The 26,252-nt window shown below is 62.9% G+C and carries 26 protein-coding genes; 11 read left to right on the top strand and 15 right to left on the bottom strand.

From position 1 onward, the window contains the following. Nucleotides 1-3: 3 nt before the first annotated feature. Entirely contained in the window at nucleotides 4-576 is a 573-nt protein-coding gene (locus FO013_RS17865) for a peroxidase-related enzyme (protein WP_222103669.1), read from the bottom strand. Between the two features lie 126 nt (nucleotides 577-702). On the opposite strand from FO013_RS17865, the gene FO013_RS17860 reads away from it, so the two are divergent. Next, nucleotides 703-999 (top strand): cupin domain-containing protein, encoded by a 297-nt coding sequence (locus tag FO013_RS17860; RefSeq protein ID WP_143923914.1) that lies wholly within the window; start codon nucleotides 703-705, stop codon nucleotides 997-999. A 25-nt stretch (nucleotides 1,000-1,024) separates the two neighbouring features. Here the strand turns inward: FO013_RS17860 and FO013_RS17855 are convergent, their stop codons facing one another. Beyond that, nucleotides 1,025-2,503 carry a glutamate-cysteine ligase family protein gene (locus FO013_RS17855; protein ID WP_143923913.1) on the bottom strand — a complete coding sequence of 493 codons (1,479 nt, stop codon included), beginning with the start codon at nucleotides 2,501-2,503 and terminating at the stop codon, nucleotides 1,025-1,027. A gap of 136 nt (nucleotides 2,504-2,639) precedes the next feature. Here FO013_RS17855 and FO013_RS17850 point away from each other — a divergent pair, with 136 nt between their 5' ends. After that, nucleotides 2,640-3,806 (top strand): M20 family metallopeptidase, encoded by a 1,167-nt coding sequence (locus tag FO013_RS17850; RefSeq protein WP_143923912.1) that lies wholly within the window; start codon nucleotides 2,640-2,642, stop codon nucleotides 3,804-3,806. A gap of 90 nt (nucleotides 3,807-3,896) precedes the next feature. Here the strand turns inward: FO013_RS17850 and FO013_RS17845 are convergent, their stop codons facing one another. Beyond that, a complete protein-coding gene (locus FO013_RS17845; RefSeq protein ID WP_143923911.1) occupies nucleotides 3,897-4,841 on the bottom strand; it encodes an FkbM family methyltransferase in 945 nt (314 codons plus the stop codon). Between the two features lie 34 nt (nucleotides 4,842-4,875). Next, nucleotides 4,876-5,019, bottom strand: coding sequence for a hypothetical protein (locus FO013_RS22455; protein ID WP_186293187.1), 144 nt, complete (start codon nucleotides 5,017-5,019; stop codon nucleotides 4,876-4,878). A 144-nt stretch (nucleotides 5,020-5,163) separates the two neighbouring features. Here FO013_RS22455 and menC point away from each other — a divergent pair, with 144 nt between their 5' ends. Further along, nucleotides 5,164-6,288 (top strand): o-succinylbenzoate synthase, encoded by a 1,125-nt coding sequence (gene menC / locus FO013_RS17840; RefSeq protein WP_143923910.1) that lies wholly within the window; start codon nucleotides 5,164-5,166, stop codon nucleotides 6,286-6,288. A 217-nt stretch (nucleotides 6,289-6,505) separates the two neighbouring features. Here menC and FO013_RS17835 read toward each other — a convergent pair whose 3' ends face one another. The 4 genes from FO013_RS17835 to FO013_RS17820 all read right to left on the bottom strand — a co-directional run bounded on the left by FO013_RS17835 (nucleotide 6,506) and on the right by FO013_RS17820 (nucleotide 12,136). Next, nucleotides 6,506-7,414: a cation diffusion facilitator family transporter gene (locus FO013_RS17835; RefSeq protein ID WP_143923909.1), complete on the bottom strand. Its 909-nt coding sequence runs from the start codon at nucleotides 7,412-7,414 to the stop codon at nucleotides 6,506-6,508. Nucleotides 7,415-7,671: 257 nt separating this feature from the next. Further along, nucleotides 7,672-9,444 (bottom strand): flotillin family protein, encoded by a 1,773-nt coding sequence (locus FO013_RS17830; RefSeq protein WP_143923908.1) that lies wholly within the window; start codon nucleotides 9,442-9,444, stop codon nucleotides 7,672-7,674. 120 nt (nucleotides 9,445-9,564) lie between these two features. After that, on the bottom strand, nucleotides 9,565-10,023 hold the full coding sequence (locus FO013_RS17825) for a DUF3817 domain-containing protein (protein ID WP_143923907.1): 459 nt from the start codon (nucleotides 10,021-10,023) through the stop codon (nucleotides 9,565-9,567). A 106-nt stretch (nucleotides 10,024-10,129) separates the two neighbouring features. Next, nucleotides 10,130-12,136: a M28 family peptidase gene (locus FO013_RS17820; RefSeq protein WP_143923906.1), complete on the bottom strand. Its 2,007-nt coding sequence runs from the start codon at nucleotides 12,134-12,136 to the stop codon at nucleotides 10,130-10,132. Nucleotides 12,137-12,549: 413 nt separating this feature from the next. Here FO013_RS17820 and FO013_RS17815 point away from each other — a divergent pair, with 413 nt between their 5' ends. Both FO013_RS17815 and FO013_RS17810 read left to right on the top strand, forming a co-directional pair. Continuing rightward, nucleotides 12,550-13,656 carry a VIT1/CCC1 transporter family protein gene (locus tag FO013_RS17815; protein WP_143923942.1) on the top strand — a complete coding sequence of 369 codons (1,107 nt, stop codon included), beginning with the start codon at nucleotides 12,550-12,552 and terminating at the stop codon, nucleotides 13,654-13,656. Between the two features lie 75 nt (nucleotides 13,657-13,731). Further along, nucleotides 13,732-14,616, top strand: coding sequence for an aminotransferase class IV (locus FO013_RS17810; protein ID WP_143923905.1), 885 nt, complete (start codon nucleotides 13,732-13,734; stop codon nucleotides 14,614-14,616). On the opposite strand, the gene FO013_RS17805 is transcribed toward FO013_RS17810, so the two are convergent. Continuing rightward, complete coding sequence (locus tag FO013_RS17805) at nucleotides 14,603-14,905, bottom strand: hypothetical protein (protein ID WP_143923904.1); 303 nt, start codon at nucleotides 14,903-14,905, stop codon at nucleotides 14,603-14,605. The two genes, FO013_RS17810 and FO013_RS17805, sit on opposite strands and share 14 nt — an antisense overlap. 197 nt (nucleotides 14,906-15,102) lie before the next feature. Here FO013_RS17805 and FO013_RS17800 point away from each other — a divergent pair, with 197 nt between their 5' ends. After that, nucleotides 15,103-15,402, top strand: a complete 300-nt coding sequence (locus FO013_RS17800; RefSeq protein WP_143923903.1) for a DUF4235 domain-containing protein — start codon at nucleotides 15,103-15,105, stop codon at nucleotides 15,400-15,402. A 71-nt stretch (nucleotides 15,403-15,473) separates the two neighbouring features. Here FO013_RS17800 and FO013_RS17795 read toward each other — a convergent pair whose 3' ends face one another. Continuing rightward, nucleotides 15,474-16,352: a type I 3-dehydroquinate dehydratase gene (locus FO013_RS17795; protein WP_260848245.1), complete on the bottom strand. Its 879-nt coding sequence runs from the start codon at nucleotides 16,350-16,352 to the stop codon at nucleotides 15,474-15,476. Between the two features lie 50 nt (nucleotides 16,353-16,402). On the opposite strand from FO013_RS17795, the gene FO013_RS17790 reads away from it, so the two are divergent. The 5 genes from FO013_RS17790 to FO013_RS17770 all read left to right on the top strand — a co-directional run bounded on the left by FO013_RS17790 (nucleotide 16,403) and on the right by FO013_RS17770 (nucleotide 21,500). Further along, on the top strand, nucleotides 16,403-17,203 hold the full coding sequence (locus tag FO013_RS17790) for an alpha/beta fold hydrolase (protein WP_143923902.1): 801 nt from the start codon (nucleotides 16,403-16,405) through the stop codon (nucleotides 17,201-17,203). Between the two features lie 380 nt (nucleotides 17,204-17,583). Continuing rightward, nucleotides 17,584-18,894 carry a quaternary amine ABC transporter ATP-binding protein gene (locus tag FO013_RS17785; RefSeq protein WP_143923901.1) on the top strand — a complete coding sequence of 437 codons (1,311 nt, stop codon included), beginning with the start codon at nucleotides 17,584-17,586 and terminating at the stop codon, nucleotides 18,892-18,894. Further along, nucleotides 18,894-19,793: an ABC transporter permease gene (locus FO013_RS17780; RefSeq protein WP_143923900.1), complete on the top strand. Its 900-nt coding sequence runs from the start codon at nucleotides 18,894-18,896 to the stop codon at nucleotides 19,791-19,793. Before FO013_RS17785 ends, FO013_RS17780 begins: the two co-directional genes overlap by 1 nt. 56 nt (nucleotides 19,794-19,849) lie before the next feature. Further along, a complete protein-coding gene (locus FO013_RS17775) occupies nucleotides 19,850-20,758 on the top strand; it encodes a glycine betaine ABC transporter substrate-binding protein (RefSeq protein ID WP_143923899.1) in 909 nt (302 codons plus the stop codon). 181 nt (nucleotides 20,759-20,939) lie between these two features. After that, nucleotides 20,940-21,500 (top strand): methylated-DNA--[protein]-cysteine S-methyltransferase, encoded by a 561-nt coding sequence (locus FO013_RS17770; protein ID WP_143923898.1) that lies wholly within the window; start codon nucleotides 20,940-20,942, stop codon nucleotides 21,498-21,500. Between the two features lie 6 nt (nucleotides 21,501-21,506). On the opposite strand, the gene FO013_RS17765 is transcribed toward FO013_RS17770, so the two are convergent. The 5 genes from FO013_RS17765 to FO013_RS17745 all read right to left on the bottom strand — a co-directional run bounded on the left by FO013_RS17765 (nucleotide 21,507) and on the right by FO013_RS17745 (nucleotide 26,250). Further along, entirely contained in the window at nucleotides 21,507-22,826 is a 1,320-nt protein-coding gene (locus FO013_RS17765; RefSeq protein ID WP_143923897.1) for a Dyp-type peroxidase, read from the bottom strand. Beyond that, nucleotides 22,816-23,454, bottom strand: coding sequence for a copper chaperone PCu(A)C (locus FO013_RS17760; RefSeq protein ID WP_143923896.1), 639 nt, complete (start codon nucleotides 23,452-23,454; stop codon nucleotides 22,816-22,818). Before FO013_RS17760 ends, FO013_RS17765 begins: the two co-directional genes overlap by 11 nt. A gap of 192 nt (nucleotides 23,455-23,646) precedes the next feature. Next, nucleotides 23,647-24,294 (bottom strand): hypothetical protein, encoded by a 648-nt coding sequence (locus FO013_RS17755; RefSeq protein WP_143923895.1) that lies wholly within the window; start codon nucleotides 24,292-24,294, stop codon nucleotides 23,647-23,649. Nucleotides 24,295-24,466: 172 nt separating this feature from the next. Next, complete coding sequence (locus tag FO013_RS17750) at nucleotides 24,467-25,033, bottom strand: hypothetical protein (RefSeq protein ID WP_143923894.1); 567 nt, start codon at nucleotides 25,031-25,033, stop codon at nucleotides 24,467-24,469. A gap of 5 nt (nucleotides 25,034-25,038) precedes the next feature. Then, nucleotides 25,039-26,250 (bottom strand): N-acetylglucosamine-6-phosphate deacetylase, encoded by a 1,212-nt coding sequence (locus FO013_RS17745; protein WP_143923893.1) that lies wholly within the window; start codon nucleotides 26,248-26,250, stop codon nucleotides 25,039-25,041. Nucleotides 26,251-26,252 lie beyond the last annotated feature (2 nt).

The raw sequence follows: 26,252 nt of genomic DNA, 5'->3' as shown, positions 1-26,252 counted from the left end.
TCGTCACTTCCTCTCACGCGGGACGCGTCCCATGAGGTAGAACTCGGGGTTGGGCATCATTCCGCCCACGTGTGCCATGCGGTTGGACAGGCCGAAGAATCCGGTGATGGCACCGATGTCCCAGGCATCCTCGTCGTCGAATCCGTGTTCGGCCAGGGCTGCGAAGTCAGTGTCGCCGAGTGCCCAGGGCTGTGTGCAGACCGTCATTGCGAAGTCGAGCATCGCCATCTGACGGTCGGTGATGTCGGCCTGCCGGTAGTTGACGGCCACTTGGTCTGCGACCAGGGGCTTCTTCTCCATGATGCGCAGCACGGCTCCGTGGGCGACGACGCAGTAGAGGCAGTTGTTGACCGCCGAGGTGGCCGTGACGATCATCTCCCTGTCTCCTTTGGTCAGGTTCCCGGTCTCCTTCTCCATGAGAGCGTCGTAGTAGGCGAAGAATGCACGGAACTCGGCCGGCCGCCGGGCCAGGGAGAGGAAGACATTGGGCACGAAGCCCGATTTCTCTGACACGGCCAGGATGGTTTCGCGGATATCGTCTTCGACATCGTCGATGTCGGCGTAGGGGTATCGCATACAGCTCATGCTAACCGCCAGGTCGGTTCCTGCGTGCCCCGGGTCACGTGCAGGGCTGGGTTGCTGTTGTGCTGAAGGCTAGGGTGAGGAGCAGACCATCAGCGACGACCAGAAGGAGTGTCAATCATGAGCGATGAGAATACCGGTTCGACAGGTGAGATCCAGCTCGACAACGGAGTCTTCCGCGTGACCAGGTGGACGATCCAGCCTGATGGGGTCATCCCGATGCACAAACATGAGTATGAGTACGTCGTCATTCCGATGGTCACCGATGCGATGCACGTGCGGAACTCGGATGGCACGTCGATCGTCGCTGACCTCGAAGCAGGAGTCAGCTACACACGCGCCGCAGGGTCCGAACATGAGGTCTCGAATCCCAACGGGACCGACGACATCGTCTTCGTCGAAGTCGAACGCCTCTGATGCAGCGAAGTCGAACGTCTCTGACTCAGACTGGCACGTCCCAGGTATGGACTGGGTCGCCGGAGGCCTGGTTCGCCACGTAGGCGTCCATCATCTGCTTGAGTCCTTCGCGGCGCTCCGGTGAGTCCGGCGCACTGTTCGGGGCCAAGCGGTCAAGCATCTTCAGCTGCCAGGTCGCACCGTTGGTCCGCTTCTCGGCCCGGCCTTCGATGATCGACATGTATTCTTCGATGACGTCCTTGTCGATGCCCAATCTGCTCAGTCCCCTGCGCGCCTGCGGAATGAGAACATCGAGGACGAGGTCCGCGACATCGATGTGGCCGATCTTCGGCCAGGTCACGCGCGCATGTATGCCGTCCTTGGCGCAGGCGAAGAAGTTCTCCTCCGCCTCGCTGAAGGACATCCGCGACCACACGGGGCGGTTCTCTCCGACGAGGAATTCGGCCAGACCGTAGTAGAAAGCGGCATCGGCGACCATGTCGACGGGCGTCGGTCCGGCTGGGAGCAGTCGGTTCTCCACACGGATGTGAGCTCCGGAGTCCGAGGAGTCGTAGATGGGTCGGTTCCAGCGCCACACGGTGCCGTTGTGCAGATTGAGTTCGTAGAGCTTCGGAGCATCGGCCGAACTGAACTCGACGAAGTCCTTGATCTCGGGCAGCAGCGGTGGGAAGTAGCGGACGTTCTCTTCGAAGAGGTCGAAGACGCTGGTGATCCAGCGCTCCCCGAACCAGACTCGGGGCCGAACTCCCTGATTGACGAGTTCCGGGGTGCGCGTATCGATGGACTGGGTGAACACCGGGATCCGGGATTCGTGCCAGAGCTTGCGACCGACGAACAGCGGGGAGTTCGCACTCATCGCGACCTGGGCTGCTGCGATCGCCTGGGAGGCGTTCCACGCCTCGGCGAACTTGTTGGGTGCGACCTGCAGGTGCAGCTGCATCGAGGTGCAGGATGCTTCCGGGGCGATATCGGAGAATTCGTGCTTGTACGTCTCCTCGCCGTCGAGTTCGATGCGGACGTACTCACCCCGAGCATCGACGATCGAGTTGCTCAGCGCCTCGTAGCGATTCTCTTCGGTGATCCATGTCTCTTCGGTGAGGAACTGGGTGCTCAGGGTCGGCAGAGTCCCAATCGATGCGACCTTCAGCCCTTCCGCCTCGGCGGCCTTCTGGGCTTTGCCCAGCCGGTGCGCCACGCCCGCTTCCAGAGTCTTCAGTCCACGACCGGCCACTTGCAGCACCGGGTGATTGAGCTCGAGGTTGAACCCGCCGATCTCCGACTGGTACTCATCGTCGAGGCGCTCGAGGACCTTCGTGTTGTTCAGGCTCGGCTGATTGTCCGAGTCAACGAGGTTGAGTTCGAGCTCCAGACCGATCGTGCCCGCGGACTTGAACTCCGCATGGCGCAGATACGTGTCGAAGAGCTCGAGGTTCTCCGCGAGCTTCTCCCGATACAGCGTGCGTTCTTCCGGCGTGTACCGCTTGGAATTGACTGCCTCACCCATGGGACAAGCAAACCACAGACTGACACGGTTTGCGCGTGTGCGAAGTCCGACTTTTCTCAGTTCGGATAAGGCTGAGTCACGTCGCATCATGCGGACGCCGCAACCGCCCTTGCAGGCCACATCGTAGAATCGGCGCATGACCACCTCACTGTCTTCAGATCTCCAGTCCGCTGACCTCGTATCGAAGGCCACCGACCGCCTCCCCCTCATCCTCGATGACATCCGACGCGTCATCACGAAGGAGACGCCTTCGCACGACAAGGAAGCCGTGGCCGCAGGGGCCCAAGACTTCGTCGAACTGCTGTGCGAACGACTCGGGGCCACCGCTGAGGTCATCACCGTCGATGACACCGCCCATGTGCGCCTGCGCTTCGGTTCGGGCCCGGCCCGCGTCGTCCTCCTCAACCATCAGGACACGGTGTGGCCGCACGGGACCTTGGCCCGCAAGCCCTTCTCCACCGATGAGGGGATTCTGCGCGGGCCGGGCAGCTTCGACATGCTCACCGGGGCGATCATGAGCATCCACGCGAGCGCGATTCTGCGCGAGCACCTCGGCGAGGGCGCCCTTGAGGGACTGTCGATTCTGGTCACCGGCGATGAGGAGATCGGGTCGATCTCCTCGTCCGAACTCATTCGCGCCGAGGCGGCCGAGGCGAAGGCTGTGTATGTGATGGAGGCGAGCGCCGGCGGTGCGCTCAAGCTCGAGCGCAAGGGCACGAGCAACTACACTCTCGTATTCACGGGCAAGGCCTCTCACGCCGGGCTCGAACCGGAGAAGGGGATCAACGCGGGCATGGCGCTGGCCCTGCACATGCCCCTTGTCGCAGATCTTGCCGATGCTTCGGCGGGCACCTCTGTGGTCCCGACCGTGATCAGTGCGGGCACCACCTCGAACACGGTTCCCGCCGAGGCGCGCGTTGATGTGGATGTACGTGCTCGCACGGCCGCCGAACTCGATCGAGTCGATGCAGCCATGCGTGAACTCGCCACCCGCCCGCAGCTGGAAGGCTCGTCGATCGAGGTCATCGGCGGAATCAACCGTCCGCCGTTCGAACGTGAGCAGTCGGCTGAACTCTTCGATCGTGCCACTGCCCTGGCCGCTGAACTCGGCCTGCCCACTCCGGAGGGCGTGTCCGTGGGCGGCGCTTCGGACGGCAACTTCACTGCCGGTGACGGCATTGCGACACTTGACGGCCTGGGCGCCGTGGGCGATGGCGCGCATGCGGAGCACGAGCACGCGGTCATCGCTGAGATCGCCCCGCGCACAGCTCTGCTCGCGGCCCTCATCGCCGATCAGCTCTGATACTGACTCCTCTGGTCAGCTCCAGGTCTGAAGCGAGCCGGAACACGCAGGGTTGAAGCGAGCCTCAGCGCGCTGCGCTGACTCGGTCAGTCACCTGACCGGATAGCCCGCGACCCGCATGTCCTCCGGGTTCTTCGTGCTGAAGAGCCAGTCGCGGAAATGCGGGTCGGGGACGATCTCGTCATAGGCGCTGAGGTGATCGTCGCCGACAAGGTAGTAGTGGTAGTCGAAGCGGTCGAGGATGCGCATCAGCTGCTCGGGCTGCGCTCGGTCGTCGAGAACCTCGCACAGGATGTCCGGCTGCAGTGTGCCCAACAGTTCCCGACCGTTGTCGAGGACGTCGTTCTCTGCACCTTCCACATCGATCTTCACGGTCACCTGCGGACGGCCGGGCGGCAGATCCGGGAGGAGCTCGTCGAGCGAGGTGAAGCGCACCTGCGCACCGGAGTCGAAGTCCATGCCAGTCCCATAGAACGACGGCAATGCCGATCCTCCGTCGCCGGTGGGCACCTGCATCGTGGTGCCGGGCTTGCCGACGCCCGTCGGATGAACAGTCACCCGTTCACCGAGGTGGTTGCGCGCGACGTTCTTCTCCAACCCGGTGACGACGGCGGGGATGATCTCGAACGAGTGGGCGACCGCAGTCTGATTCGCGGCCAGCACCGCCATCGTGAAGACCCCGGTGTAGGCACCGATGTCGAGGAACACGTCCGCGTCGCGGGACAGTTCGACCATGAGGTCGAGCGCGAAGGCGTCCTCTGCCTCCGTCCGGCGGCCCTTGCCCCAGTAGAACTCCTTGGCGATCTCGCAACGGAACGGATCGACGAGGTAGAAGCCTGCGCCTCCGGCACGCCCGCGGACCTCGGTGAGTCCGATCGGTGCGGGCAGCCTGCCGACCTTGATGCCGTTGATGTGGGGCGCCACCGTCCTCAGCATCGGGTGGAGATACGGCTGCGCAAGTGCAGCCTTGACTGGCAGTTTGAGTCCGAACCACTTCTGCTTCCGGCCCTTGAGCGACCGCAGGTAGTCGTTCACGTAGCTCTCCCTTGAGTTGAGCGGGATCTTTGACTCACAGTACCAATGTCGGACGCACGCGCTCCAGCGGCAGACCGGCGCGTGAGACGGATGGTGCGAGCACGCCGGTGACCACAAGGAATCCTGTCGGAGTATTCCGAAGGAGACTCATGTCAGTCTCGCCGCTGGAATCGACCATTCTGGTCCATCGAAATCGCCGCGGTCCGCGCTTCGCATGTCCACTTCTGTCCCATACTCCAATGCCCGCCGAGGCGGTCCTGCGAGTGGTTATAGGCTGGGTCATAGGATCATCAGCCCCGAACACAAAGAAGGTGCATGGCGCATGAAACTCAAGTCAATCACTCTCCACCAGGTGTCCATTCCCCTCGTCACCCCCTTCGAGACCTCATTCATGCGGGAGACGGAGAAGGACTGCTACCTCGTCGAGGCCACCTTCGACACCCCGAAGGGTGAGATCACGGGCTGGGGTGAGTCGGTGGCGATGATCTCCCCGCTCTACTCTTCTGAGTACGTGGCTTCGGGCATCGATGTGACGAAGCGATGGCTGGCTCCGATCCTCTTCGACGTCGACGATCTGACTGCGGAGACCGTGTCCTGGCACCTGCGTCACGTGATCGGTCACCCGATGGCGAAGTCGGCGCTGGAGATGGCGGTCATCGAGGCCCAGCTCAAACTCAATGACCAGTCCTTCAAGACCTACCTGGGCGGCGTCGTCGACTCCGTCCCCTCCGGAGTCTCCGTGGGCATCCAGGATTCTGTCGAAGAGACGGTCAGAGTCATCGGCGGGTATCTGGACGAGGGATACGCCCGCATCAAACTCAAGATCAAGCCGGGTAAGGATATTGCCCCGATCGCCGCGGTGCGCAAGGCCTTCGGCGACGACTTCGGCTTCCAGGTCGATGCCAACGCCGCCTACACCCTCGTCGATGCCTCCCACCTGCGCAGACTCGACGATTACGGCCTCCTCCTCATCGAACAGCCCTTGGGAGAAGCCGACATCCGCCAGCACGGCGAGCTCGCGAAGCTGATGGAGACTCCGATGTGTCTGGACGAATCGATCGATTCCGCTGAAGCCGCCGCCGATGCGATCTCCATGGGCGCGGCAGCCGTCATCAACATCAAGCCCGGACGCGTGGGCGGCTTCATCGAGGCGAAGAAGATCCATGATCTCTGCGCCGCACATGGTGTGGCAGTCTGGCACGGCGGAATGGTCGAGACCGGTTTGGGCCGTGCCGCCAATGCAGCATTGGCATCACTGCCCGGCTTCACCTTGCCCGGAGACATCTCCGGATCGAATCGCTTCTTCCACGAGGACATCACCGAAGAGATCGTCATGTATGACGGCAAGGTCGATGTGCCCACCGGTGTCGGCTTCGGCGTGTCGATCGACCCCTCGAGGCTCGAGAAGCTCCGCACCGATTCGCTGCAGATCCTGCCGCAGAGCTGAGCCGCTGGGTAGAGTCCAACGGTTGGTAACTTCTGATCGAAAGAATCGGGCGGATTCGACCAGAAGTTACCAACTGTTGTTCCTCGCGGCGGCCGATCACCGCAATGAGCGACAACGGCAGCTGGGGCCAGCGGATCCGGTGAGGAGGAGTGGCTCCGACACTCGGGCGTGCGACTGCTAACGTCAGGGTCTGCGTCTCCGGCGGGGGCCATCAGCCTCAGGTGTGGGTGTGCGTCTCCTGGGCCGCGTCCTTCGCCCTGTCGAACTGGAACGTCGAGTGTTCGATCGCGACCTTGAAGTGCTCAGCCAGGCACTCCTGGAGCGCGATGAGTATTCGCGGGGCATGACCGTCGTAGAAGCATTCGTCGGCGAGGACCACGTGGGCGGTGAGCACGGGGAGGTTCGAATCGATGCGCGTCACGTGAAGGTCGTGGACCTCTTGGACGTGCTCGACTCCTTCAATGTGCATCTTGACCCTGTCGAGGTCGAGTTCCCTGGGGGCGACTTCAAGCAGGATCGATCCGGTCTCCTTCAGGATGGAGAAGGCTCGTGGGACGATCAGCGCGGCGATGAACAGGGCTGCCACGGCATCGGCGCGGGTCCAGTCGAAGAGCCAGATGGAGACGGCGGCGAGGATGACGGCGACGGATCCCAACGCATCGGCGATGACCTCGAGGAACGCGGCCTTGAGGTTGAGCGACTGCTCTTTGGAGGAACTGAGGATGATGATCGACACGATGTTGCCGAGAAGTCCGACGACGCCGAAGAACATCAGTTCCGGGCCCGGCACCTCCGGAGGGACGAAGAAGCGACGGATGCCCTCGATGAGACTGTAGACGCCGAGCCCCAGCAGCAGAGTCGCCTGCGCTCCGGCGGCAAGCACCTCGGCTCGGCGAAACCCCCAGGTCTTCTGACCCTTCGGCGGCTTGCGGACCAGGGTGGCGGCGAAGAGTGCGATCCCGATGCCGATGAGGTCGACGGAATTATGTCCGGTGTCGATGAGCAGCGCCAGACTGCCCGTCATGATCGAGCCGATCACCTGGAAGACGAAGATCAACAGGACGATGCCGAAGACGATCGCCAAGCGTCGACGCGATCCTGAGCTGTGCGAGTGATCATGAGCCATGGAAACCTCCTTCATGGTCACATTAACATATGCGCATGTCTTTATGAATGAGTGCGTCATCCCTCGAACTCAGCGCGTACCGGTGCCCGCTGCCCGTCCCGCTCCAACTTCAAACTGCCGCCGAGGCGGGCCCGCGCAGCAGACCCGGACGCAGAAAGCGTACATGCCCGGCATCTGCTGCCAAGCACGTACGCATCAGTTCCGCACACTGCCCGAGGGTCACCGCCGGGCAGTGTGAATGCCGATCACGGCACAGACTATTTCCTGTCGGGACCGCCCGTCCCGTCCGAATCGCCGTCACGACCGTCGCGTCGGCGCAGCGCCTCGGCGATGTAGGACTGCACGTCGATTCCAGTGGCCTTCTTCACGTCATCGCCGATGTGCGTGAGGTCGAGCTCACCGTTCTCGTCGAGGTAGTCCTTCGGGTCGAAATTCCCACTCGACCATGCACTGGGATCTCCCAAACCAGTGGGCTTCGGCCCCCCGCGACCCGAGCGATCTCCGCGACCTGAGCGATCCCCGCGACCCGGCTGGCCGCCGTGGCCCTCGGAGATCTCGCCTTCGACGACCTGATCGTTGTCGTCGGCTCCACCGCCTGCAGAACCCGAACCGGCGAAATCACCCGCATCGTCGAATCCGGTCGAGTCATCCCTGCCCCAGCCGGTCGCGGACTTCGATCCGCCCTGGTTCTGGGCCTTGCTGACCAGATCGCTGAGGTCGATGCCGGTGGTGCCGCGCACGACCTCGAGCACCTGAGCGAGGTTGTTCGATACCGAGTTCGCGAGCTTGGACTCACCATCGGTGGACACGATCGAGAGGTCCTTGATGTTCGCGTAGGGCGCGACGAGCTCGCCGGCGATGGTCGGCAGAACTTCGAGGACCTTCGACAGCACGGCGGCATCGTTGAACTTCTTGTAGGCCTCAGCCTGAGCCTGGAGGGCTCCAGCTTCTGCCTCACCGCGCGCCCTGATCGCATCGGCCTGAGCCTCGCCCTCGAGGCGAATGGCCTCAGCGTCCTTCGAACGACGATGCAGCTCGGCGGCTGCCTCGGCTCGGCCCTGGGCTTCGACATCGTAGGCTCGCGCGTCAGCTTCTGCCTGCTGGCGGTACCGCTCCGCATCGGCAGGACGCCTGACCTCGGCATCGAGCTGTTCGGCACGCAACTCTGCGGCTTCCTTCGCGACGATTCGGTCGCGTTCGAGCAGCTTCTGCTTCTCCGCCGCGTTCGCCAGCGGACCGGCGTTATCGGCACCCGCCTGACGCTGATCGGCTTCTTCTTTCAGCGCCGCACGCCGCAGCGCGAGCTGCTGCTGCTGTTCGGCGATTGCCTGATCTGTCAGAGCCTGCTGCTTCTGGGTTGACTCGTTCTGCAGCGCCTGCTCGACGGCCGAGGCGCGACTGGCGTTCGCCTCGGCGATGGCGGCATTCTTCGCGACCTCCGCCGCCTGCGGGCGACCCCAGTCCTTCAGGTAGCTGCCCTCGTCCTCGACCGCAGAGATCTGGAATGTGTCGATGACCAGACCCTGGTTGTTCATCGAGTGCGCTGATTCCTCCTGCACCTGCGAGGCGAAGGAAGCGCGATCCTGGATGATCTGCTCAACGGTCAGCGTACCGACGACGGCACGCAGCGTACCGGAGAGGATCTCTGTGCTGTAGGGCTCGATCTGATCCTGCTGATCGAGGAAGCGCTGTGCTGCCTTGCGCACGTCTTCCTCGGTGCCACCCACCTTGACCTGCGCAACTCCGTGCAGGCGCAATGCGATGCCGTTCATCGAGATGCCGTCGATCGCGACGGCGATCTGACGTGAGGACAGCGACAGGATGAATGCCTTCTGCACGATCGGATAGACCACTGAGCGCCCACCGATGATGATGCGACCGGTACCGCCCGAACTGCTGGCATTGCGGCCGGTGATGATGAGGGCCTCAGACGGGGAGGCGATCTTGATCGAGCGCATGATCACGAAGAACGCGATCAGGGCGATGATGACTATGACACCGATGACTACGGCGCCCAGGATGAAATCCACTTGAGCCTTTCCGAGATTCTGGATTGGAAGGGGCCAGGCACAGTGGGACCACAGCGCCCGTTGTGTTCATCCTATGCGAGTCTGCATGTCCTGGACAGGCCCGCCGAGGCTACGCGTCGTTCACTTGCCCCATTCGCCGGGAGGACCGAGGAACAGCAGTCCGCTGAAGATGATGATGACGAAGATGATTCCCACACCGATGGCCAGGAATGGTGAGCGGATCGCCCAGGAGGTGAGCTTCTCGAACCAGTTCCGCGGGGTACGACCGTTCGCGCCCAGCCCCCAGCCCCCCTCCAGCGCTCCTGTCCTTTCCACGGATCGTTCGAAGGGAATCGTGGCGTAGGGAATGATGGCCGAGGCCAGGCCCGTGGCGATGCGCTTCTTGCTCCACATCTGCGAGGTGCCGACGCCGAGCACGGCGATGACGAAGCAGATGAAGACGAACCCATGGATGCCGCCGCCGATGCGCACCCCGATCTCGGTGATATGGGTGTATTTGAGGATCATGCCGATGATGAGCAGTGTCCAGGTGATGGTCTCTGCAATGGCGAAGGTCTTGAAGAAGAGTTTGGGAGTCACGAACCAATTCTGCCTGACCAAGATGAGCGGGTGCTGAAGACTGTGAATGGGCACGCGGGCCGGTGAACTTTTGCAGTCACCGGCCCGCGTGGCATTCGGGGGATGCTCAGGCCTTGCGGCGGCGAGCTCCCATTGTCATGATCACGCCGAGCGCCATAAGTGCGCCCGCCGAGATCACCAGGGGCAGGGCCTCATTGCCTGTGCGCGGCAGGTCTCCGCCGCCGTCACCGGCACCCGGGCCGTCGCCGTCCTCGGCGAGGACCTCGAAGGAACCGGACAGCGGGTCACCGCCGTCGCAGTCGACCGTGACGTCGTACTGTCCGACGTAGGTTGCGGCCTTGGACTCGTCGAGACCACGTACGCCGAACTTGGCCACGGAATCGGCATCTGCCGTCGCAGCCTGCTCGAATTTCTCGATCTCGCCGTTCTGCGGCTCCACGGTCATCGTGGCAGTGGTGTCCGGGGTGCAGCCGGCGGCTGTCACCTGGACTCCCTTCTCACCGACGAAGTCAGCCTGGTCGATCGTTGTCGGATTGATGCTCAGACTCCGCTCGCCCGGGGTCTGCGTCGGATCATCCGTCGGCGTCTTGGTAGGAGTCTCCGTCGGTGGAGTGGTCGGCGGATCGGTCGGGTCCGGCGCATCACTGAGATCGTAGGCGAGCGTGTGCACCGAATAGCCGATGGCCGGCGCGAAGATATCGAGAGACTCTTGGTTCACGTTCTCGATCGTGTCCGTGGGCTGATGGTAGTTGGTGTCGTGCTTGTCACCAACGGTTCCGCCGAACCATTCAGCTTCCTGCTCAGTCTTCGTTCCATCCGCACCGGAGAACAGGCCGCTGGCTGGGATGCCGTTGTCGATGAAAGCCTGGTAGTCCGAACGGCCCGAGAAGTCGGTTCCGACGTTGGGCTGATCATTATCGGCGAAGTAGTCGGTGAAGATCTTCTCGAGTTCCGCCGATCCTTCGGGCACATTGACGCCGTCCGGGATCGGCACATCGGAGCCGTCCGAATCCAAGGTGCCGACGATGTAGTTGTCGGAGCCGATCATGTCGAAGTTCATGTACGACTTGACCTTCGAGAGCTCGGCGTCTCCGAGGCTTTCGACGTAGTGGGTCGAACCGACGAGTCCGACCTCTTCCGCGGCCCACCAGCCGAAGCGGATGGCGTTGTCGGCTTCGGTCGGCTGCTTGGCCAGAGCCTCGGCGCTGGCCAGAAGTGCAGCTGAGCCGGACCCGTTGTCATTGACTCCCGGACCCTCGCGGACACCGTCGAGGTGGGCGCCGAACATCTGGACGTTGTCGTGGTCGCCGGCCTTGGTTTCGGCGACGACGTTCCAGGTCGTCGAGGTGGTGTATTCGGTTTCGAGGGTGAAGTCCGCCAGCAGCGGCTCATCCTCGGAGGCGCCGTCGATCTTGGTCAGCAGATCGTTGCCGACGTTGTAGCTGACGCCGACTGTGGGCGCTCCATTCTCGACACGTTCGCCGAGGGTTGCGTTGAGTGCCTCATCGGGGGCAGAGGTGTCGTTGTTGTAGAGGATGACCGCTGCGGCTCCGGCATCCGTGGCCGCCTGGGTCTTCTCTCCGAAGGAACAGGTGCCGCGGGCGACGAGCACGAGTGCGCCCTCGGCGCTGTCATCGAAGTCGCTGGCCTCGCAGCCAAGCTGACCGCCGGCCAGGTCGCTGTAGTCATCGTCGACCGGCAGCGCCACCGACAGATCGGTCAGCGGTTCTTCGGTGCCCTCGGTGTAGCTGGCCGGGGTGACCTCGACCTCCTCGCCGTCAACACTGACGGCGACCTCGCCGAACGTCTGATCGTCGACTTCGAAGGCCTGTCGTTCGACGTCAAAGGCACCTGTTGCCTCAAGCGTCTGTTCGACGTATTCAACCGACTCCTCATAGCCGGGAGTGCCCAAGGCGCGGAACCCCTCATCGGCGTGGGAAGTCGAGATATCGGAGATCTTCTGCAGATGATCCATCACGGCGTCGCCGGTGACGCCCATATCGGTGTGCTCGGTCGGCCCCGCGTTCCCCGCCGCCAGTGCCGGACTGAATCCGCCGAGAGCCAGACCGGTGGCGGCGGTGACCGCCAACCATGTTTTGGTACGCAACTTCATAGAGTTCCTTTCGCTCCTCAGGTGCCAGACGAACCATGATTGCTTTTCGCACACGTTCGCGAGCGGGCATCTCTGACCGCGTCCGGTCATCGACCGAACGTCACCCATGGGGTAATCGCAGCACACGAATAGCTGAACACGAACCTGATGCACCGCTGCTGGCAGAAGTTCGCAACAGCAGCGGTGGCAACCGGTCGAGCTCAAGGGGAAGCTTGATTCTCACGTTTCGCAATGTCTTCGCCATTGGTAACGAAATACATACATCTATAACGAAACGGTGACACAACTCACATTGAGCTTTAATCTAGTCCATCCCCTGGACCTTTGAGGTAACGAATCGATAACAACCAATACTTCATCAATTGCGCAAGTATTGAATTCAAATGCCTACTCAAAGTAGAATCAGACCAGTGATGAACAACGAATCGACAACCCCCGACGCTGCCTATAAGCCCGATCGCCGGACGATCAGACGCTGGCAGCGATATCTTGCGAACGAGCGGCTCGAGGAGCGCGTCTACCGCAACCTGGCCGAGCGTCGCACCGGCGAAGACCGGGAGATACTCCTCGCTCTGGCCACCGCCGAATCCCGGCATCAGGAACACTGGATCGACCTCCTCGGCGAGCATGCGCAGAAGAAGCGGGCCCCCGATCTGGTCACCCTGAGCCTTGCGTTCCTGGGTCGAATGTTCGGGTCGGTCTTCGTTCTCGCTCTGGCGCAGCAGTCGGAGACGAGTTCACCCTATGACGACGACGAGGCGGCATCGGCAGAGATGGCCGCCGACGAGCGGATCCACGCCGAGGTTGTGCGCGCTCTCGCCGCCCGCTCCCGGGCCCGGCTGTCGGGCAATTTCCGGGCCGCAGTCTTCGGCGCCAATGACGGGCTCGTGTCGAACCTCGCGCTCGTCCTCGGTGTCGGCGCTGCCGGGGTGGGCAACCACGTCATTCTGCTCACCGGCGTCTCCGGCCTGCTCGCAGGGGCTCTGTCCATGGCGGCCGGGGAGTACATCTCCGTGCGGTCCCAGCGCGAGCTGCTCGATGCATCGACACCTGATCCTGAATCCCGCCACGCACTGGCAGATCTCAACATCGATGCCAACGAGCTCGCTCTCGTCTTCCGCGCCAGGGGCATGGACTCCCCCGAAGCCGATGCTCGAGCACATCGGACGATCGCCGCAGCCAAGAACAAGAACGCGGCTCCTCAGCTGCCCAGCCTCGACTCCGGCGTCGACCGCAACGAGCTGGGCACCGGCTTGGGGGCATCGCTGTCGAGCTTCGCCTTCTTCTCCTCGGGCGCCCTCATCCCGATCCTGCCCTACATCTTCGGCATGTCCGGCCTGCCCGCCGTGTTCCTCTCCGCCGGCCTCGTCGGCATCGCACTCCTCTTCACCGGCGGCACAGTCGGCCTGCTCTCCGGAACCGCTCCGGGACCACGCGCCCTGAGACAGCTTGCGGTGGGATTCGGTGCAGCGGCCGTGACATACGCTCTCGGCCTCCTGTTCGGCGTCAGCGCAGGCTGACCACGGCTTCTGCTGCGCACAGGCTGAGCGCAGCAGCCTCTCGGCGCAGGTTTTCCGAGAACCTAGACTGTCTGTATGACCGATACCCTTGTCCTGATCGACCCTGCCGCGTCCACCGTCGAGGTAGCCGATCTCGGCGACCCGCAGCTCCCTGTCACGGACCTGTCGGCCCATCGTGGCGACGGCATCTTCGAGACCGTTCTCGTGCGCATCGACCGCGGCGTGACCGTGGTGTCTCGTGATCGCCATTTCGCACGATTCTGCGCGTCCGCCTCGGCGCTGGGTCTGCCCGATCCGGAACCGGAGCTATGGGACCGCAGTCTCGACACCGTGATCGCCGAGGTGCGTGCAGCTGCTCCGAGCCTCACCGAGTTCGGGGTCCGCTACGCGCTTTCACGCGGAACCCAGAATCCAGACGGAAGCCAGAGCCCACGAGGGTGGGCCTTCAACGTTCCCGTCGACGAGAAGATCACGCGAGCACGCGCACAGGGCATCTCCGCCGTCAGCCTCGATCGCGGCTACGACGCCTACTTGGGAAGCAAGGCACCTTGGTTGCTCATCGGCGCGAAGACCTTGTCCTATGCGGTCAACCAGGCCGCCGGAAGATACGCAGCGGAGCAGGGCGCAGACGAGGCCCTGTTCGTCTCCCACGATGGAGTCGTCCTCGAGGGACCGACGTCCAACCTCATCATTCGCCGAGGCGACCGCCTTCTCACACCGAATCCGGAGGCAGGTCTGCTCTCGGGGACGACGCAGCGCCTGATCTTCGACCATGCGGGAGAGCTCGGGCTCAGTGCCGAATATGCAGACTTCGGCCTGGGCGACGTCATCGAGGCAGATGGTGCCTGGTATGTGTCCTCGATGCGCACAGCCGTGTCACTCAATCAGCTGGACGGGAACCCGATCCCGCGAGACGAGGTACTGACAACGCAGCTTCAGAGACTGATCATGGCCGGCTGACGCCGTCGGCCGAATCCGCTGCCGACTGCCTCGGTGCGTGCCGGTTCACTGCGGAACGTCCTGCTTCAAGTCGGCTCGTGTCGGGACGGCCTGTCTCGGAACGATTCGATGCGGAACGAGGAGACGGCACGACCACCGTCAGGACCAGCGCGAGGATGCATGCCCCGCAGCCGGCGAACCACAGGATCCAGAAGATGTCGGCGAGCAGCGGGAAGAGCCCCAGAATGAAACTCAGCGCGCCGAAGGCGAACAGCCCGGTGATGACCGCGACTTTCCATCTGCTGAGCATTCCAGCTCCTCTCGTGCACTGAAGCTTCAATCTATCGCTCGCATGCGCGCGCCACATCCCTCGAAAGTATGAAGTTCTGCCTCATGCTTATGAATGGGTCTCCTGCGCTAGTGTGGTCACGTACGGATTCGCACCCCAGCGACATCTGCGCGGCGCATCATCGCCGCAGGCACAACGTCTAACGAAAGGACACGAGCATGGGAAAGCTCGCATGGCAGGTCATCGGCGTCGGAGCGCCCATCGTGGCAGCATTCGCGGCTCGAAAGGCGTTGACCTTCACTTGGGAGAAGGCGACCAAACGACCAGCACCGAACAACCCCGTCGATGACGAGATTTCGATGTCCGAGGCTCTGGCCTGGACCATCGTCTCCGGCGTCGGCGTCGCAGTGGCACAGCTCGTCGTGCAGCGCATCGCCGCCAGCACCGTGCGCAACAGCTTCGGCGACGAGGCTCTGCCCAAGAAGTTCCGCAAGCAGATCGAAGAAGGCGTCGACTGACCAGGCGGCTCCGTTGAATAATCAGCATCGCTGATCGTTCGACCGGCTGATGGGTCGGAGCCGCTGAGCGGTCAGCCGTAGAGTTCGGCGATCACCCTGGCCAGATCCGCAACGGCGATCTGGCCGGGTGCCGACGCCTCCCCCAGCTGCGCGAACGTTGCGCAGCTTCCGAAGTCCGCGCCCATGACCCGACTGGTTCTGCCCAGCTGACCCATCGAGATTCCGAGCACGGGAACCTCAAGGGTCTCCGCCGCTCGCGCGGTGGCCCCCAGCAGCTCTGCGACGTCCGCCCTGCTCGCCGGCATCATCGCTATCTTCGCCACATCTGCCCCGGCCGCACCCATCCTCGTGAATGTGTTTGCCAACGCCTCCGCCGAGTCCGTTCCGGCGAAGTTGTGGTGCGAGGCCACCACCGGGAGGTCCTCGCCATGCGCCATGTCGATGAGTTCCGCGGCACCACGGCGATCGATTTCGACATCGAGTGCCCACGTGACACCCGCACTCGGTTCCCTCGGTCCGGATCGTACGGATCGACCAGACGTTCCGGCAATCCCGGTGATGAGTGTCGTGAGGATCTCCGTATAGACCTCTTCGCTCACTTCAGCGTTCCCGCCTTCGAACCCTGTCCGCAGCGTGATGAGAACCGGAAGCCCCGCCGCAGTCACATGCGGCGCCAAGCCCAGGACCGCCTCGGCGAGTTTCTGGGGAGCAATCGGGACGGCCCCGTGGCTGCTCTCATCCGCGACACAGTCGATCACGGGATCGATGCGCCATTCGATGACGTCGACGACTCCCGTGTCGGCGATGGCCCTGCACTGTCCTAGGATCTCTTCGGGCACGGTTGCCTGGACGGGAACGATGATGGCCGGGCGCCGCGAGTCAGCAGCCGTGGACGAATCGACAGCAGCCCGGTGACCTGCGGCATCATTGAGGAACGGCAATTGCTTCATGGCCCAAGCCTAGGTGCTTGGGCCGGCGCACCAGCGAAGAGGAACACCACGTGGAGACCAGGGACCAGATGACCATCACCGCTCGAGACGGATTTCCGCTCGCGATCCAGGTCAGCGGCCCACCCGAGGCACCTGCCCTGCTCCTTCTCCAAGGGCAATCGAACTCTCACGCATGGTGGGACGAACTGCGTTCGGACTTCGAACCCCAGTTTCGCACCGTCACCTTCGACTACCGCGGCACCGGCGGCAGCCGCGGTGAACTGAGTGAACTCTCGACTGCAAGCTTCGCCGCCGACGCCGCCGAGGTTCTCGACCATGTGGGCGTCACTCGTGCTGCCGTCTACGGGACGTCGATGGGTGGGCGAGTCGCTCAGATGCTGGCTGTGGACTTCCCTGATCGCGTCGACGCTCTGGTTCTGGGGTGCACGACACCCGGAGGGCCCAATTCCGTCAGACGGCCCCGAGAAGTGGGCCAGAACCTGGCACGTCTGCGCGGTCGTGAACACACCCAGTACCTGTTCTCACTGTTCTACACCCCGAACTGGACAGCGGCCCCGAGGTACAGCAAACTCCTCGGCGATGACACGATGACCGCCCAGGAGTCCGCGGCACATCTGCGCATCAGTGCCCGTCACAATGCGTGGGAGCGCCTGCCGGAGATCGCTGCACCGACGCTCATCGTCCACGGCGACGAGGACCTCATGAACCCCGTGGCCAACGCCCACCTGCTGCATGAGCGCATACCGAACTCCCGTATCCGCATCACCCCTGGAGGTCGGCATGGCTTCTTCGAAGAGTTCGCCGAGGTGGTCACTGCGGAGATCATCGGGTTCCTGAGCGCTGGTTCTTGAACTCCTCTCTCTGAATAGTCGCTGACTCAAGGCCGTATCTCCTCCGAGAGCGGACAACCTCGTTCACCATCAAAAATCCGCATTGTGTAACAAATCGAATAAGGCTATACCTATATGCCTCAAGAGCGGTTTGTAACAATCAAGTAACGCATTGGTCTACATAACCCCAGGTCAGAGCGGCCGTCAAGTTCGCCGCTCCGTGTTCTATCGACAAAACTACTACCGAAAATCCTGAACAAAACTACAATAGGGAGTGAGATATCCGTGTGCGGTGAGGCGAGTGAGCGATCGACCCAGTTCGGATCGACCACCACCGCATCGCAAAACGGGGGTGAAGCCTCTCGTTCTTGCGGAAGTTCAAGAATGTAAGGAGGAATCACGTGAGCGTAGTCAAAGCGTCAAACGTGTACAAGGTCTTCGGCAAGCGTCAGAAGGAAGTCGTCAAGCGTCTTGAAGAAGGTGCAGATCGCGACGAACTCACAAAGCTCGGCACAGCGGCGGTCATCGATGCCAGCTTTGAGGTCGAAGCGGGTGAGATCTTCGTCGTCATGGGACTCTCCGGTTCCGGCAAGTCCACTCTTATCCGCACACTCAACGGGCTGTGGGCTCCGACCACGGGGTCAGTCGAAGTCCTGGGCACAGACATCGCCAAGATCGATGCGGCAGCTTTGCGCAAGGTACGCAGCGAACACATCTCAATGGTCTTCCAACACTTCGCGCTGCTCCCGCACCGGACGGTTCGCGACAACGCCTCCTATGCACTTGAGATCCGAGGGACGGAGAAGGCCAAGCGCGACGAAGTCGCGGACCGCTGGCTTAAAGCCGTCGGCCTCGAAGGCTGGGGAGACAAGTACCCCGAGCAGCTCTCCGGCGGCATGCAGCAGCGTGTGGGTCTGGCACGAGCACTCGCTGCCGAAACCGACATCCTGCTCATGGACGAGGCGTTTTCTGCACTGGATCCGCTCATCCGGCGCGAGATGCAGGAGCAGCTCGTGGAGCTGCAGGGCGAGCTCAAGAAGACCATCATCTTCATCACCCACGATCTCAACGAGGCAATGTTCCTCGGTGATCGGATCGCAGTCATGCGCAACGGGCGCATCGTCCAAGTCGGCACACCAGAAGAGATCCTCACCGATCCCGCCAATGACTACGTCGCACAGTTCGTCCACGACGTCGATCGTGCCCGTGTCCTGACAGCGAGCAACGTGATGGAAAAGGCACGACAGGTCGTGACCAACCAGAACGGACCTCGTGTTGCTCTGCGCAACATGCGTGAGAGCAATGCTTCGGCGATCTACGTCACCGACCGCCACCGCAAATTCCTCGGTGTCGTCAGCGATCGTGACTGCATCGACCATCTCCGCAATGGCGGGAACACCCTGGACGAGATCATCCAACCGATGACGACATCAGCATCACCCGAGGATCTGCTCATCGAGCTGTTCCTCCCGTCATCGGAGACCCCTCTTCCTGTACCAGTGACGAATGACGAAGGGCATCTCGTCGGGGTCGTCCCTCGAGCGACCCTGCTCGCCGCTCTGGGCAGCCAGAACGGGGACGGAGAGCAGACCCACGATGACGCCAACCTGGAGTGGACTGCACCAGTGGACACCGGACTCATCGACCAGATCCTCGCCGAGACGGATGATGCGTCAGAAACCGAAGCGGCAAGTGGGAGGGGCGATCTCTAATGGAGAACATCAGAATCCCAGTAGGAGTCTGGGTCGACACTGTCTTCGACTGGCTCAAAGACAACGTCGCCTGGTTCTTTGACTTCATCACCTTCCTCTTCACCTTCCTCATCGATTCACTCACCAATGTGCTGGTTGATCTGCATCCTCTCGTCATCATGATTCTGCTCGCGCTCATCGGCTGGGTCCTGCGGTCCTGGCAGATGGCGCTGGGGACGCTGATCACGTTGTTCTTCATCGTGACGATGGATCAGTGGGTGCCCTCGATGCAGACACTGGCACTGGTCATCATTGCCGCGGTCATCGCAGTCATCATCGCAATCCCGGTCGGCATCCTGGCGGCCAGGAACGATACGGCCTCTGCCATGATCCGACCCGTGCTCGACTTCATGCAGACCATGCCCGCATTCGTCTACCTCATTCCCGCTGTCACCTTCTTCAGCATCGGTGTGGTGCCCGGCCTTGTTTCGACGGTCATCTTCGCCTTGCCTCCAGGTGTGAGATTCACCGAACTCGGAATTCGCGGAGTCGACTCGGAGACGGTCGAAGCCGGTCAGTCCTTCGGTGCAACACCGGGGCAGATCCTCAGGGGCGTCCAACTGCCGCTCGCTACGCCGACGATCATGGCCGGCATCAACCAGGTCATCATGCTTGCTCTGGCCATGGCCGTCATCGCCGGCTTCGTCGGGGCCGACGGCTTGGGCAAGAACGTCGTCGAAGCGGTCGCCAGCCAGAACCTGCCACTCGGCGTCGAATCCGGACTCGGCGTGGTCATCATTGCGGTCTACCTCGACAGAGTGACAGCCGCCCTGGGCACTGCGAAGGACTTTCCGAACTCACTGATCGCTACATTCCGTAACCGGAGCGCAAAGAAGAAGGCCACTGCTGCACAGGCCTGACCATCCCCAGCCGTCACAGACACAACCTGTCGAATACAAGAGAAAAGGAACATACAATGAAGAATAGATTCCTCACCACATTCATCGCCGGAGTCGCGGCCCTCGGCCTAGCCCTGACCGGCTGCTCGCAGGAAGCGGCTAAGGACGACGGCGGAAGCGGTGACAAGGGCGACATCAAACTCGGCTACGTCACCGGTTGGACCGATGGCCAGAGCGTCTCGCTGCTGCTCGAAGACCAGCTCGGAAAGCTCGGCTACAATGTCGAGACCGAAACCTTCAGCGACGCCGCAGTCCTCTACGCCGGCATCGCCAATGGCGACGTCGACATGTACCCTTCCTCGTGGCCCGAGGTCACGCACAAACAGTACATCGACAAATACGGCGACGATCTTTCTGATGTCGGTGCATACTACGACAACGCTGTGCTCACCATCGCGGTGCCGAAGTACATGAAGGACATCAACTCGATCGAGGATCTCAAAGGCAAGGGCAAGGACTTCGACGGAAAGATCATCGGCATCGAGCCCGGCGCCGGTCTGACCGCGGCCACGAAGAAGATGATCCCCGATTACGGTTTGGACAAGGAGTACGAGCTCGTCACCTCGTCGACAGCAGCCATGCTCACCGAGCTCGGCAATGCCACCGACGCCGAAGAGGACATCGTCGTCACACTGTGGCGCCCGTTCTGGGCGAATAACGCCTACCCGGTCAAGGACCTCGAGGATCCGAAGGGCGCGATGGGCGAGGCGGAGAAGCTGCACTTCACCGGCACCAAGTCATTCGCCGAAGACTTCCCAGAGGCCGCTGACTACATCGGCAAGATGAAGCTCGATGACAAGCAGTACGGTGACCTCGAGGATCTCGTCGTCAATGAGCACAAGGACGATGGCGAAGCAGCCATTGCCGAATGGCTGAAGAGCAACCCAGACGCCTACGAGGGCGAGATCGCCGACGAAGAGAAGTGATCCAAGTTCAGGGAATCAGATCATGATGCCCTGAACCCATTCGAAAGACCCTTCGGCTCGTTCACAAGAGCCGGAGGGTCTTTCGCAGATTGGTGAACGAACTCAGCGCCGTGACCTTCAACAGCGCCCTATGGCTCGGCCGTAATAGTGCGCTGGCTTTGCACCGACAGGGAGGAGATGTATGACGATGAGTTCGTACGAGTTCCATACCGAGGATTTTTCTACTCAAGCTACGACGGGCACTCCCGTCGGCCCCATCACCGTCACCAGCAACGGGCGGTCCATCACCCGAGTCACTTGGCGAGAGTCGGACACAGAATCCGGTCAGCTCGACGACACCGGTCTGGGCACTGCTGGCCCCGACGCTGACCCTCTTCTCGTCGAAGCACTGCGACAGCTTCGCGCCTACTTCGACGGAACCTTGACCACCTTCGATCTGCCCCTGGACCTGGGGCAGATCTCGGCAACCGCGCGGACGGTGCTCACCACTCTCGACGAGACGGTTGGACCCGGCACCACCGTCACCTACGGCGAGCTTGCCCGGCGCAGCGGGACGGGAATCCCCGCACGGGCTATCGGCAGCATCATGGGCCTGAATCCACTCCCGCTGGTCATCGCCTGCCATCGAGTCGTGGCCAGCGATGGGCTGGGCGGCTACTCCGGCGGTCGTCGCGGCGAAGGGTTGGCCACCAAGCGTTGGCTGCTCGAGTTCGAAGATGCACTCCCCCGCCCGTTGTTCTGAACAGCTTCACCTCTCGAAGAGGCTCTGTCCGATGTACTCCCCCTCCTGGACGCCCGGCGGAATCGCCCACACCGTCGACCCGATCGGCGTGGTCCACTCATTGAGCAGATCCACCTCGGCGAGGCGGCGTTGGATCGGCAGGTACTGCCGGTCGATGTCGGCTTGGAACGATGCGAACAGCAGTCCGGCTTCCTCCCCCGCCCCCGTCTCGTAGTTGAACGTTCGCCGGTGGATCTGAGTCTCCGGGCCCAGCCCATCGCGAGCCCTGGCCACATGCGAAGCCGCCGAGATCTTCGTCAGGCCGCGCTTGTCGACCGCGGTGAAGTCGGGAGCATCGAACTCGTCAGTGCCCGACAGCGGTGCGCCTTGATCGAGGGTCCGTCCCGTCGCGAACTCGCGTGCCGGCCGGTCAGCCCTATCCCAGGTGTCCAAGTTCATCGCGATATCGCGCAGCACCAGGGTCGTTCCCCCGCGCATCCACTCAGGCAGATGTGCACCGAGGTTGTCCGGCGGTTCCCCGCGCGCGGAGTACACCGCATCTTCCCTGCCGGTGCCCTGTCCCCAGATGATGCGCGCGAAGTCTTCGGATCCGGGACCGGGGTTGGCTGTCCCATCTAACTGTCCGAAGAGGTTCCGTTGGGTCTTCCCCTCTGCTTTGCTGCCGTAGGAACGGCGGAACCCATCCCTCTGCCAGGCCACCTCGGCGAAGGTCCGGGAATCCTTCCACAGCATCCTTCGTGCATGTGCCAAGGCCAGCGGATCGTCACCGCAGATCTGCAGGAGCAGATCGCCTGTGCACAGGTCCGGTTCGAGATCATCGATCGGAAACTTCTCCAGTGGACCTAACCAGGTGGGCACGGAATTCTGCCCCGCCAGCGTCACAAGGCCGCGGCCGAATCCGAACGTGACCGTCAATCGCGCCGGATCGTGGGCGAGTTCGGGTTCGGAGTCGGCCAGTGGGCCGCCGCCCTGCGTCAGGGCGGCGGCATCTGCGGTGAGCAGTCGCAGCCAGCGGACCACCTCGGCGGCGTCGATTCCGGGTTTCAGCGTCAATGCGAGGAAGTGCGCGTGAGCCTGCGGAGGAGTCTCCACCCCGGACTGGTGAGGGGCGTAGAACGGTTCGGTGAGCGACCCGTTGGCTCCGCGGAGATCCCGGGACGGCGAGTCCTCGGCACGGCCGCCAGCACCGGATCGTCCCACACCGAAGCCTGCGACGGCGCCGACCACTCCCGTCCCTCCGGCGGCTGCCACCGATGCGATGAGACGTCGGCGGCTGAAGCCGTGAGAATCAGAAGAGGCATCTCTGGACTCAGACTCAGTGGTCATCGTTGTCCCCGTGGACCATCTCGTCGTGGTCCATGTCCCCGTGGTCCATTTCGTCGTGGTCCATGTCCGTACGGTCCATGTCATCGTGGTCGGCGCCGTCGCCTTCGCCATCGGCCTCGCCAGGGGCGTAGTTCTCCTGCGCACCCGAATAGTCCTTGGCGATGGCGGTCACCGGGAAGCTCTGCTGATCGGCGGTGACGAGCTCCAACGAGATCTCCTCGCCGGGTTTGATCGGCTTCGCCAACCCCATGACCATGATGTGATCGCCACCGGGCTTGAGGCTCAGGGACTTGCCCGCAGGGATCGTGAAGCCGCCCTTCTTCTCCTGCATCGACATTCCTCCCGAGTTGTCTTCGAGAGTCTCGTGGAGTTGGACCTGGTCAGCGTCATCGTACTTCGCGGCGACGAGGTTGATGTCTTTGTCGCTGTTGTTCTCGAGTTCTCCGAAGACAGCGGTCATGCCGTCGTCGGCGGCCTTGACCCAGGCGTTGTCGAGACTCAGGGAGTCGACGCTGATCTGGGAGCTGCTGGCTTCTTCGGGCTCGCTCGCCTGGCTCTGGTTGCAGGCACTGAGGCCGATCATGAAGGCAACTGCCATGGTGGCCATCAGGGTGGTGTTCTTTCGCATTTCGTCTGCACTTTCAGCTTGTCGGTGCAGCCGGGCACAGGTCGCGACTTACGATCGGACGCCGACGCGATCGGGCGCAATCAGGCGCATGGACACGATCGGGCACACGGTACTGCTCGTCCGCGACGGTGCATGGCTGTCACCAATGATGTGTGAGTCGGCGGGGTCTCCGCCGATGGTGAGGTTCTGAGTTCAGACGAGAGCGGGCGGTCCGCGTCGGTAGTTCGGGCCGACGACGGCAGAGGTGATGGCCTGTGGCAGATGGAACTCGCCCTGGACGAATCGGGTCGGGAATTCGGCCAGTACACCGACCGCCTCGGCGAGTGACCGAAGTGCGGTGGCGACCGGTCCCAGCGCCAGCTGCAGGATGGTGAGGATGATGTCTTCGCCGCGCTTGAGGGCCACTGCGGTGACGATGACCGCGGCGATGTGAGCGAGCACCATGGGCAGGCTCGCGCTCGAGCCGTCACCGGCCATGTGCGACATCGGATGGGACATAGACCCAGCCTGGCCCACGTCGAGGGCACCGGTCCCGTGGTTCATGTGCTGGTGGCCCATGGCCATTCCGGTCGTCGTTGCACCGGTGGCAGCGGGTGCGGCGGTGAACCAACCCATCGACAGGTGCATGAGGATCTGGCCCAAGCCGAGCAGTGATCCCAACGCCAGATATCCGAGCCGACGACCAGCGAGGATCATTGCGGCCCATAAGGCGAAGACGAAGACGATCACGATGCCGACGACCGAGGTCGTGCCACCGGCGCCGACGTGCATAAGCACGGCCAGCAGAGTCGTCATGAGCGCGGCGAAGAGAGCACGAACCGACTTGTTCGATCCGGTCATGCCCCTCCTCTCCTTGGGCTGCTCGCACAGATGGCACCGTGGCTGAGCCTCAGAAGACTCAAATCTTCTACACAGTGTAGAACCAATATGGCCTACGGCGCCAGAGCGACCCTGTCACCACCGAAGAGGAGCAGGTCCTGAGCTGAGCTGCGTTGCTCGGTGCCGTCGGAATTCACATCCTCAGCCAGGTGTCAGCGGTCTTCTTGATCATGGCTCCGGCTTCTTCGGCCGAGTCCAGCCAGGTCACGGGTTGACCTTCGGGGTCGATCACCGCGTCGGAGAGGACGACGACGTCGAAGTTGCAGACGAGAGCGGCCATCGCGGAGGCACGAACCGATCCCGGCAGATCGCCGGCGCCGGTGTCGTCGGGAGCGTCTGCGTCATCCGCGCCATCCGTGCTGCCTGCACCATCCGGGGCATCTGCACCGTCCAGGGCATCTGCATCCTCGGAATTCGCGACTGTGCTCACGTCCCCACCGGCGATGACGATGCGGTCAATGCCCATGTCGTGGAGGCCGGGGGCCAGGTCTCGGATGCCGTCGAAGACGTCAGGCTTCTCCGAACGCAGCACGAGGTCTTCTTCGTCGGGCACGAAGATGGACAGTTCCTCATCGTCGACGTCGACGAGTTCGTCCTTCGTCGAGGCGAAGATGAGGACACCGCCGACGGTGCGAGTACGGCCGACGATGTCGACTAAGATCTCGGCGTCGTCGGTGTCGATGAGGAGCAGGGCATCCATGTCTCCTATCGTGCCATGTTCTCTGTTCGGATGCTCATGTCCGCGTTCAGCAGCAGGTGCTCGGAGGGCATTCCCACGCGCAGCAGACTGAGCTCGTCCTCGGCGATGACCCCCAGTGCCCGCAGCGGCACCAGGCTCGCGGCCCGGACCGCCTCAAGCGGGGTCATTCCCACCTCGGTAACGGCTCTCATCACCGCATCTTCCATGGTCAGAGTGGAGCCGGCAATGGACCCGGTCGAACCGTCCTCGCCCAGCAGTCGCGCCACGGAATCCTCCACCTGCACCGGCAGAGATCCGAGCATGTACCGCCCGTCGGCCATCCCTGTCGCGGCCATGGCATCGGTGATCAGCGCGATCCTGCCGGGCACCAGGCGCGTCAGCATCCTTGCAGGAGCGGTCGCCACGTGCACTCCGTCGTTGATGAGTTCGAGCGTGACGTGTCCTGCCTCGATCGCGGCGAGGATCGGACCGGGCGCCCGGTGGTGGATGCCGGACATCGCGTTGAACGTGTGGGTGAGGATGTTCGCGCCCGCGTCGAAGGCACGGCCCGCTTCCTCGTAGCCGGCTGCGGTGTGCCCGATGGCCACGCTCACCCCCGCCGAGGTGAACCGTGAGATCGCGTCGAGCGCACCGGGCAGTTCGGGGGCGATCGTGATCTGGGCCAACGTTCCGTCTGCAGCCGTCAGGATCGATTCGACCGCCTCGGGGGTAGGGCACGTGAGAACTTCGGGTGCGTGGGCGCCCTTGAAGTCCGGGGACAGGAACGGACCTTCAGCATGCAATCCGAGTACGCCAGGCTTCTCCCTCACGAGCCTGGCTCCGGTCGTCAGGGAGTCGCAGAGACCCTCGATCGTGTCCGAGACGAAGGAGAGGGCGAGCGCCCGGGTTCCGTGCCGGCGGTGGACGGCGAGCACCTCGTCGAGTCCGTCATCCCCGTCCTCGGCGCTCGAGCCGCCGGCTCCATGGCAGTGGATGTCGACATAGCCGGGGACCAGGTACGCGCCTTCTGCATCGATGGTCCTCACTCTCGCCGAGGTGCTCAGGTCCTGCCAGCCCGAACCGCGGCCGCGTGCGATGACGACTCCCCCGGCCTCGGCAAGCCAGTCATCGGCCGTGTCCACGGTGAAACCAGCCGGATCGCCGTCGAGGATGATGGCATTGCGGATGATGGTGTCTGCGGGCGTCGTCGTGTTCGCCTGGTCGCTGTCTGTCGTCATCG

Origin of the sequence: Brevibacterium aurantiacum (assembly GCF_007558825.1) — a bacterium.
In the GTDB taxonomy this organism is placed as follows: domain Bacteria; phylum Actinomycetota; class Actinomycetes; order Actinomycetales; family Brevibacteriaceae; genus Brevibacterium; species Brevibacterium aurantiacum_A.
The sequence above is the reverse complement of the archived record's forward strand: the minus strand, read 5'-3'. Positions and strand labels throughout refer to the sequence as shown.

Excerpts from the sequence above, each read along its gene's own strand:
- FO013_RS17860 (WP_143923914.1), top strand. The coding sequence starts at position 703 with ATGAGCGATGAGAATACCGGTTCGACAGGTGAGATCCAGCTCGACAAC.
- FO013_RS17755 (WP_143923895.1), bottom strand. The coding sequence starts at position 24,294 with ATGACCGGATCGAACAAGTCGGTTCGTGCTCTCTTCGCCGCGCTCATG.
- FO013_RS17865 (WP_222103669.1), bottom strand. The coding sequence starts at position 576 with ATGCGATACCCCTACGCCGACATCGACGATGTCGAAGACGATATCCGC.
- FO013_RS17800 (WP_143923903.1), top strand. The coding sequence starts at position 15,103 with ATGGGAAAGCTCGCATGGCAGGTCATCGGCGTCGGAGCGCCCATCGTG.
- FO013_RS17770 (WP_143923898.1), top strand. The coding sequence starts at position 20,940 with ATGACGATGAGTTCGTACGAGTTCCATACCGAGGATTTTTCTACTCAA.
- FO013_RS17750 (WP_143923894.1), bottom strand. The coding sequence starts at position 25,033 with ATGGATGCCCTGCTCCTCATCGACACCGACGACGCCGAGATCTTAGTC.
- FO013_RS17745 (WP_143923893.1), bottom strand. The coding sequence starts at position 26,250 with ATGACGACAGACAGCGACCAGGCGAACACGACGACGCCCGCAGACACC.
- FO013_RS17855 (WP_143923913.1), bottom strand. The coding sequence starts at position 2,503 with ATGGGTGAGGCAGTCAATTCCAAGCGGTACACGCCGGAAGAACGCACG.
- FO013_RS17815 (WP_143923942.1), top strand. The coding sequence starts at position 12,550 with ATGAACAACGAATCGACAACCCCCGACGCTGCCTATAAGCCCGATCGC.
- FO013_RS17795 (WP_260848245.1), bottom strand. The coding sequence starts at position 16,352 with ATGAAGCAATTGCCGTTCCTCAATGATGCCGCAGGTCACCGGGCTGCT.
- FO013_RS17780 (WP_143923900.1), top strand. The coding sequence starts at position 18,894 with ATGGAGAACATCAGAATCCCAGTAGGAGTCTGGGTCGACACTGTCTTC.
- menC (WP_143923910.1), top strand. The coding sequence starts at position 5,164 with ATGAAACTCAAGTCAATCACTCTCCACCAGGTGTCCATTCCCCTCGTC.
- FO013_RS17805 (WP_143923904.1), bottom strand. The coding sequence starts at position 14,905 with ATGCTCAGCAGATGGAAAGTCGCGGTCATCACCGGGCTGTTCGCCTTC.
- FO013_RS17765 (WP_143923897.1), bottom strand. The coding sequence starts at position 22,826 with ATGACCACTGAGTCTGAGTCCAGAGATGCCTCTTCTGATTCTCACGGC.
- FO013_RS22455 (WP_186293187.1), bottom strand. The coding sequence starts at position 5,019 with ATGGTCGATTCCAGCGGCGAGACTGACATGAGTCTCCTTCGGAATACT.
- FO013_RS17760 (WP_143923896.1), bottom strand. The coding sequence starts at position 23,454 with ATGCGAAAGAACACCACCCTGATGGCCACCATGGCAGTTGCCTTCATG.
- FO013_RS17835 (WP_143923909.1), bottom strand. The coding sequence starts at position 7,414 with ATGGCTCATGATCACTCGCACAGCTCAGGATCGCGTCGACGCTTGGCG.
- FO013_RS17810 (WP_143923905.1), top strand. The coding sequence starts at position 13,732 with ATGACCGATACCCTTGTCCTGATCGACCCTGCCGCGTCCACCGTCGAG.
- FO013_RS17775 (WP_143923899.1), top strand. The coding sequence starts at position 19,850 with ATGAAGAATAGATTCCTCACCACATTCATCGCCGGAGTCGCGGCCCTC.
- FO013_RS17820 (WP_143923906.1), bottom strand. The coding sequence starts at position 12,136 with ATGAAGTTGCGTACCAAAACATGGTTGGCGGTCACCGCCGCCACCGGT.
- FO013_RS17850 (WP_143923912.1), top strand. The coding sequence starts at position 2,640 with ATGACCACCTCACTGTCTTCAGATCTCCAGTCCGCTGACCTCGTATCG.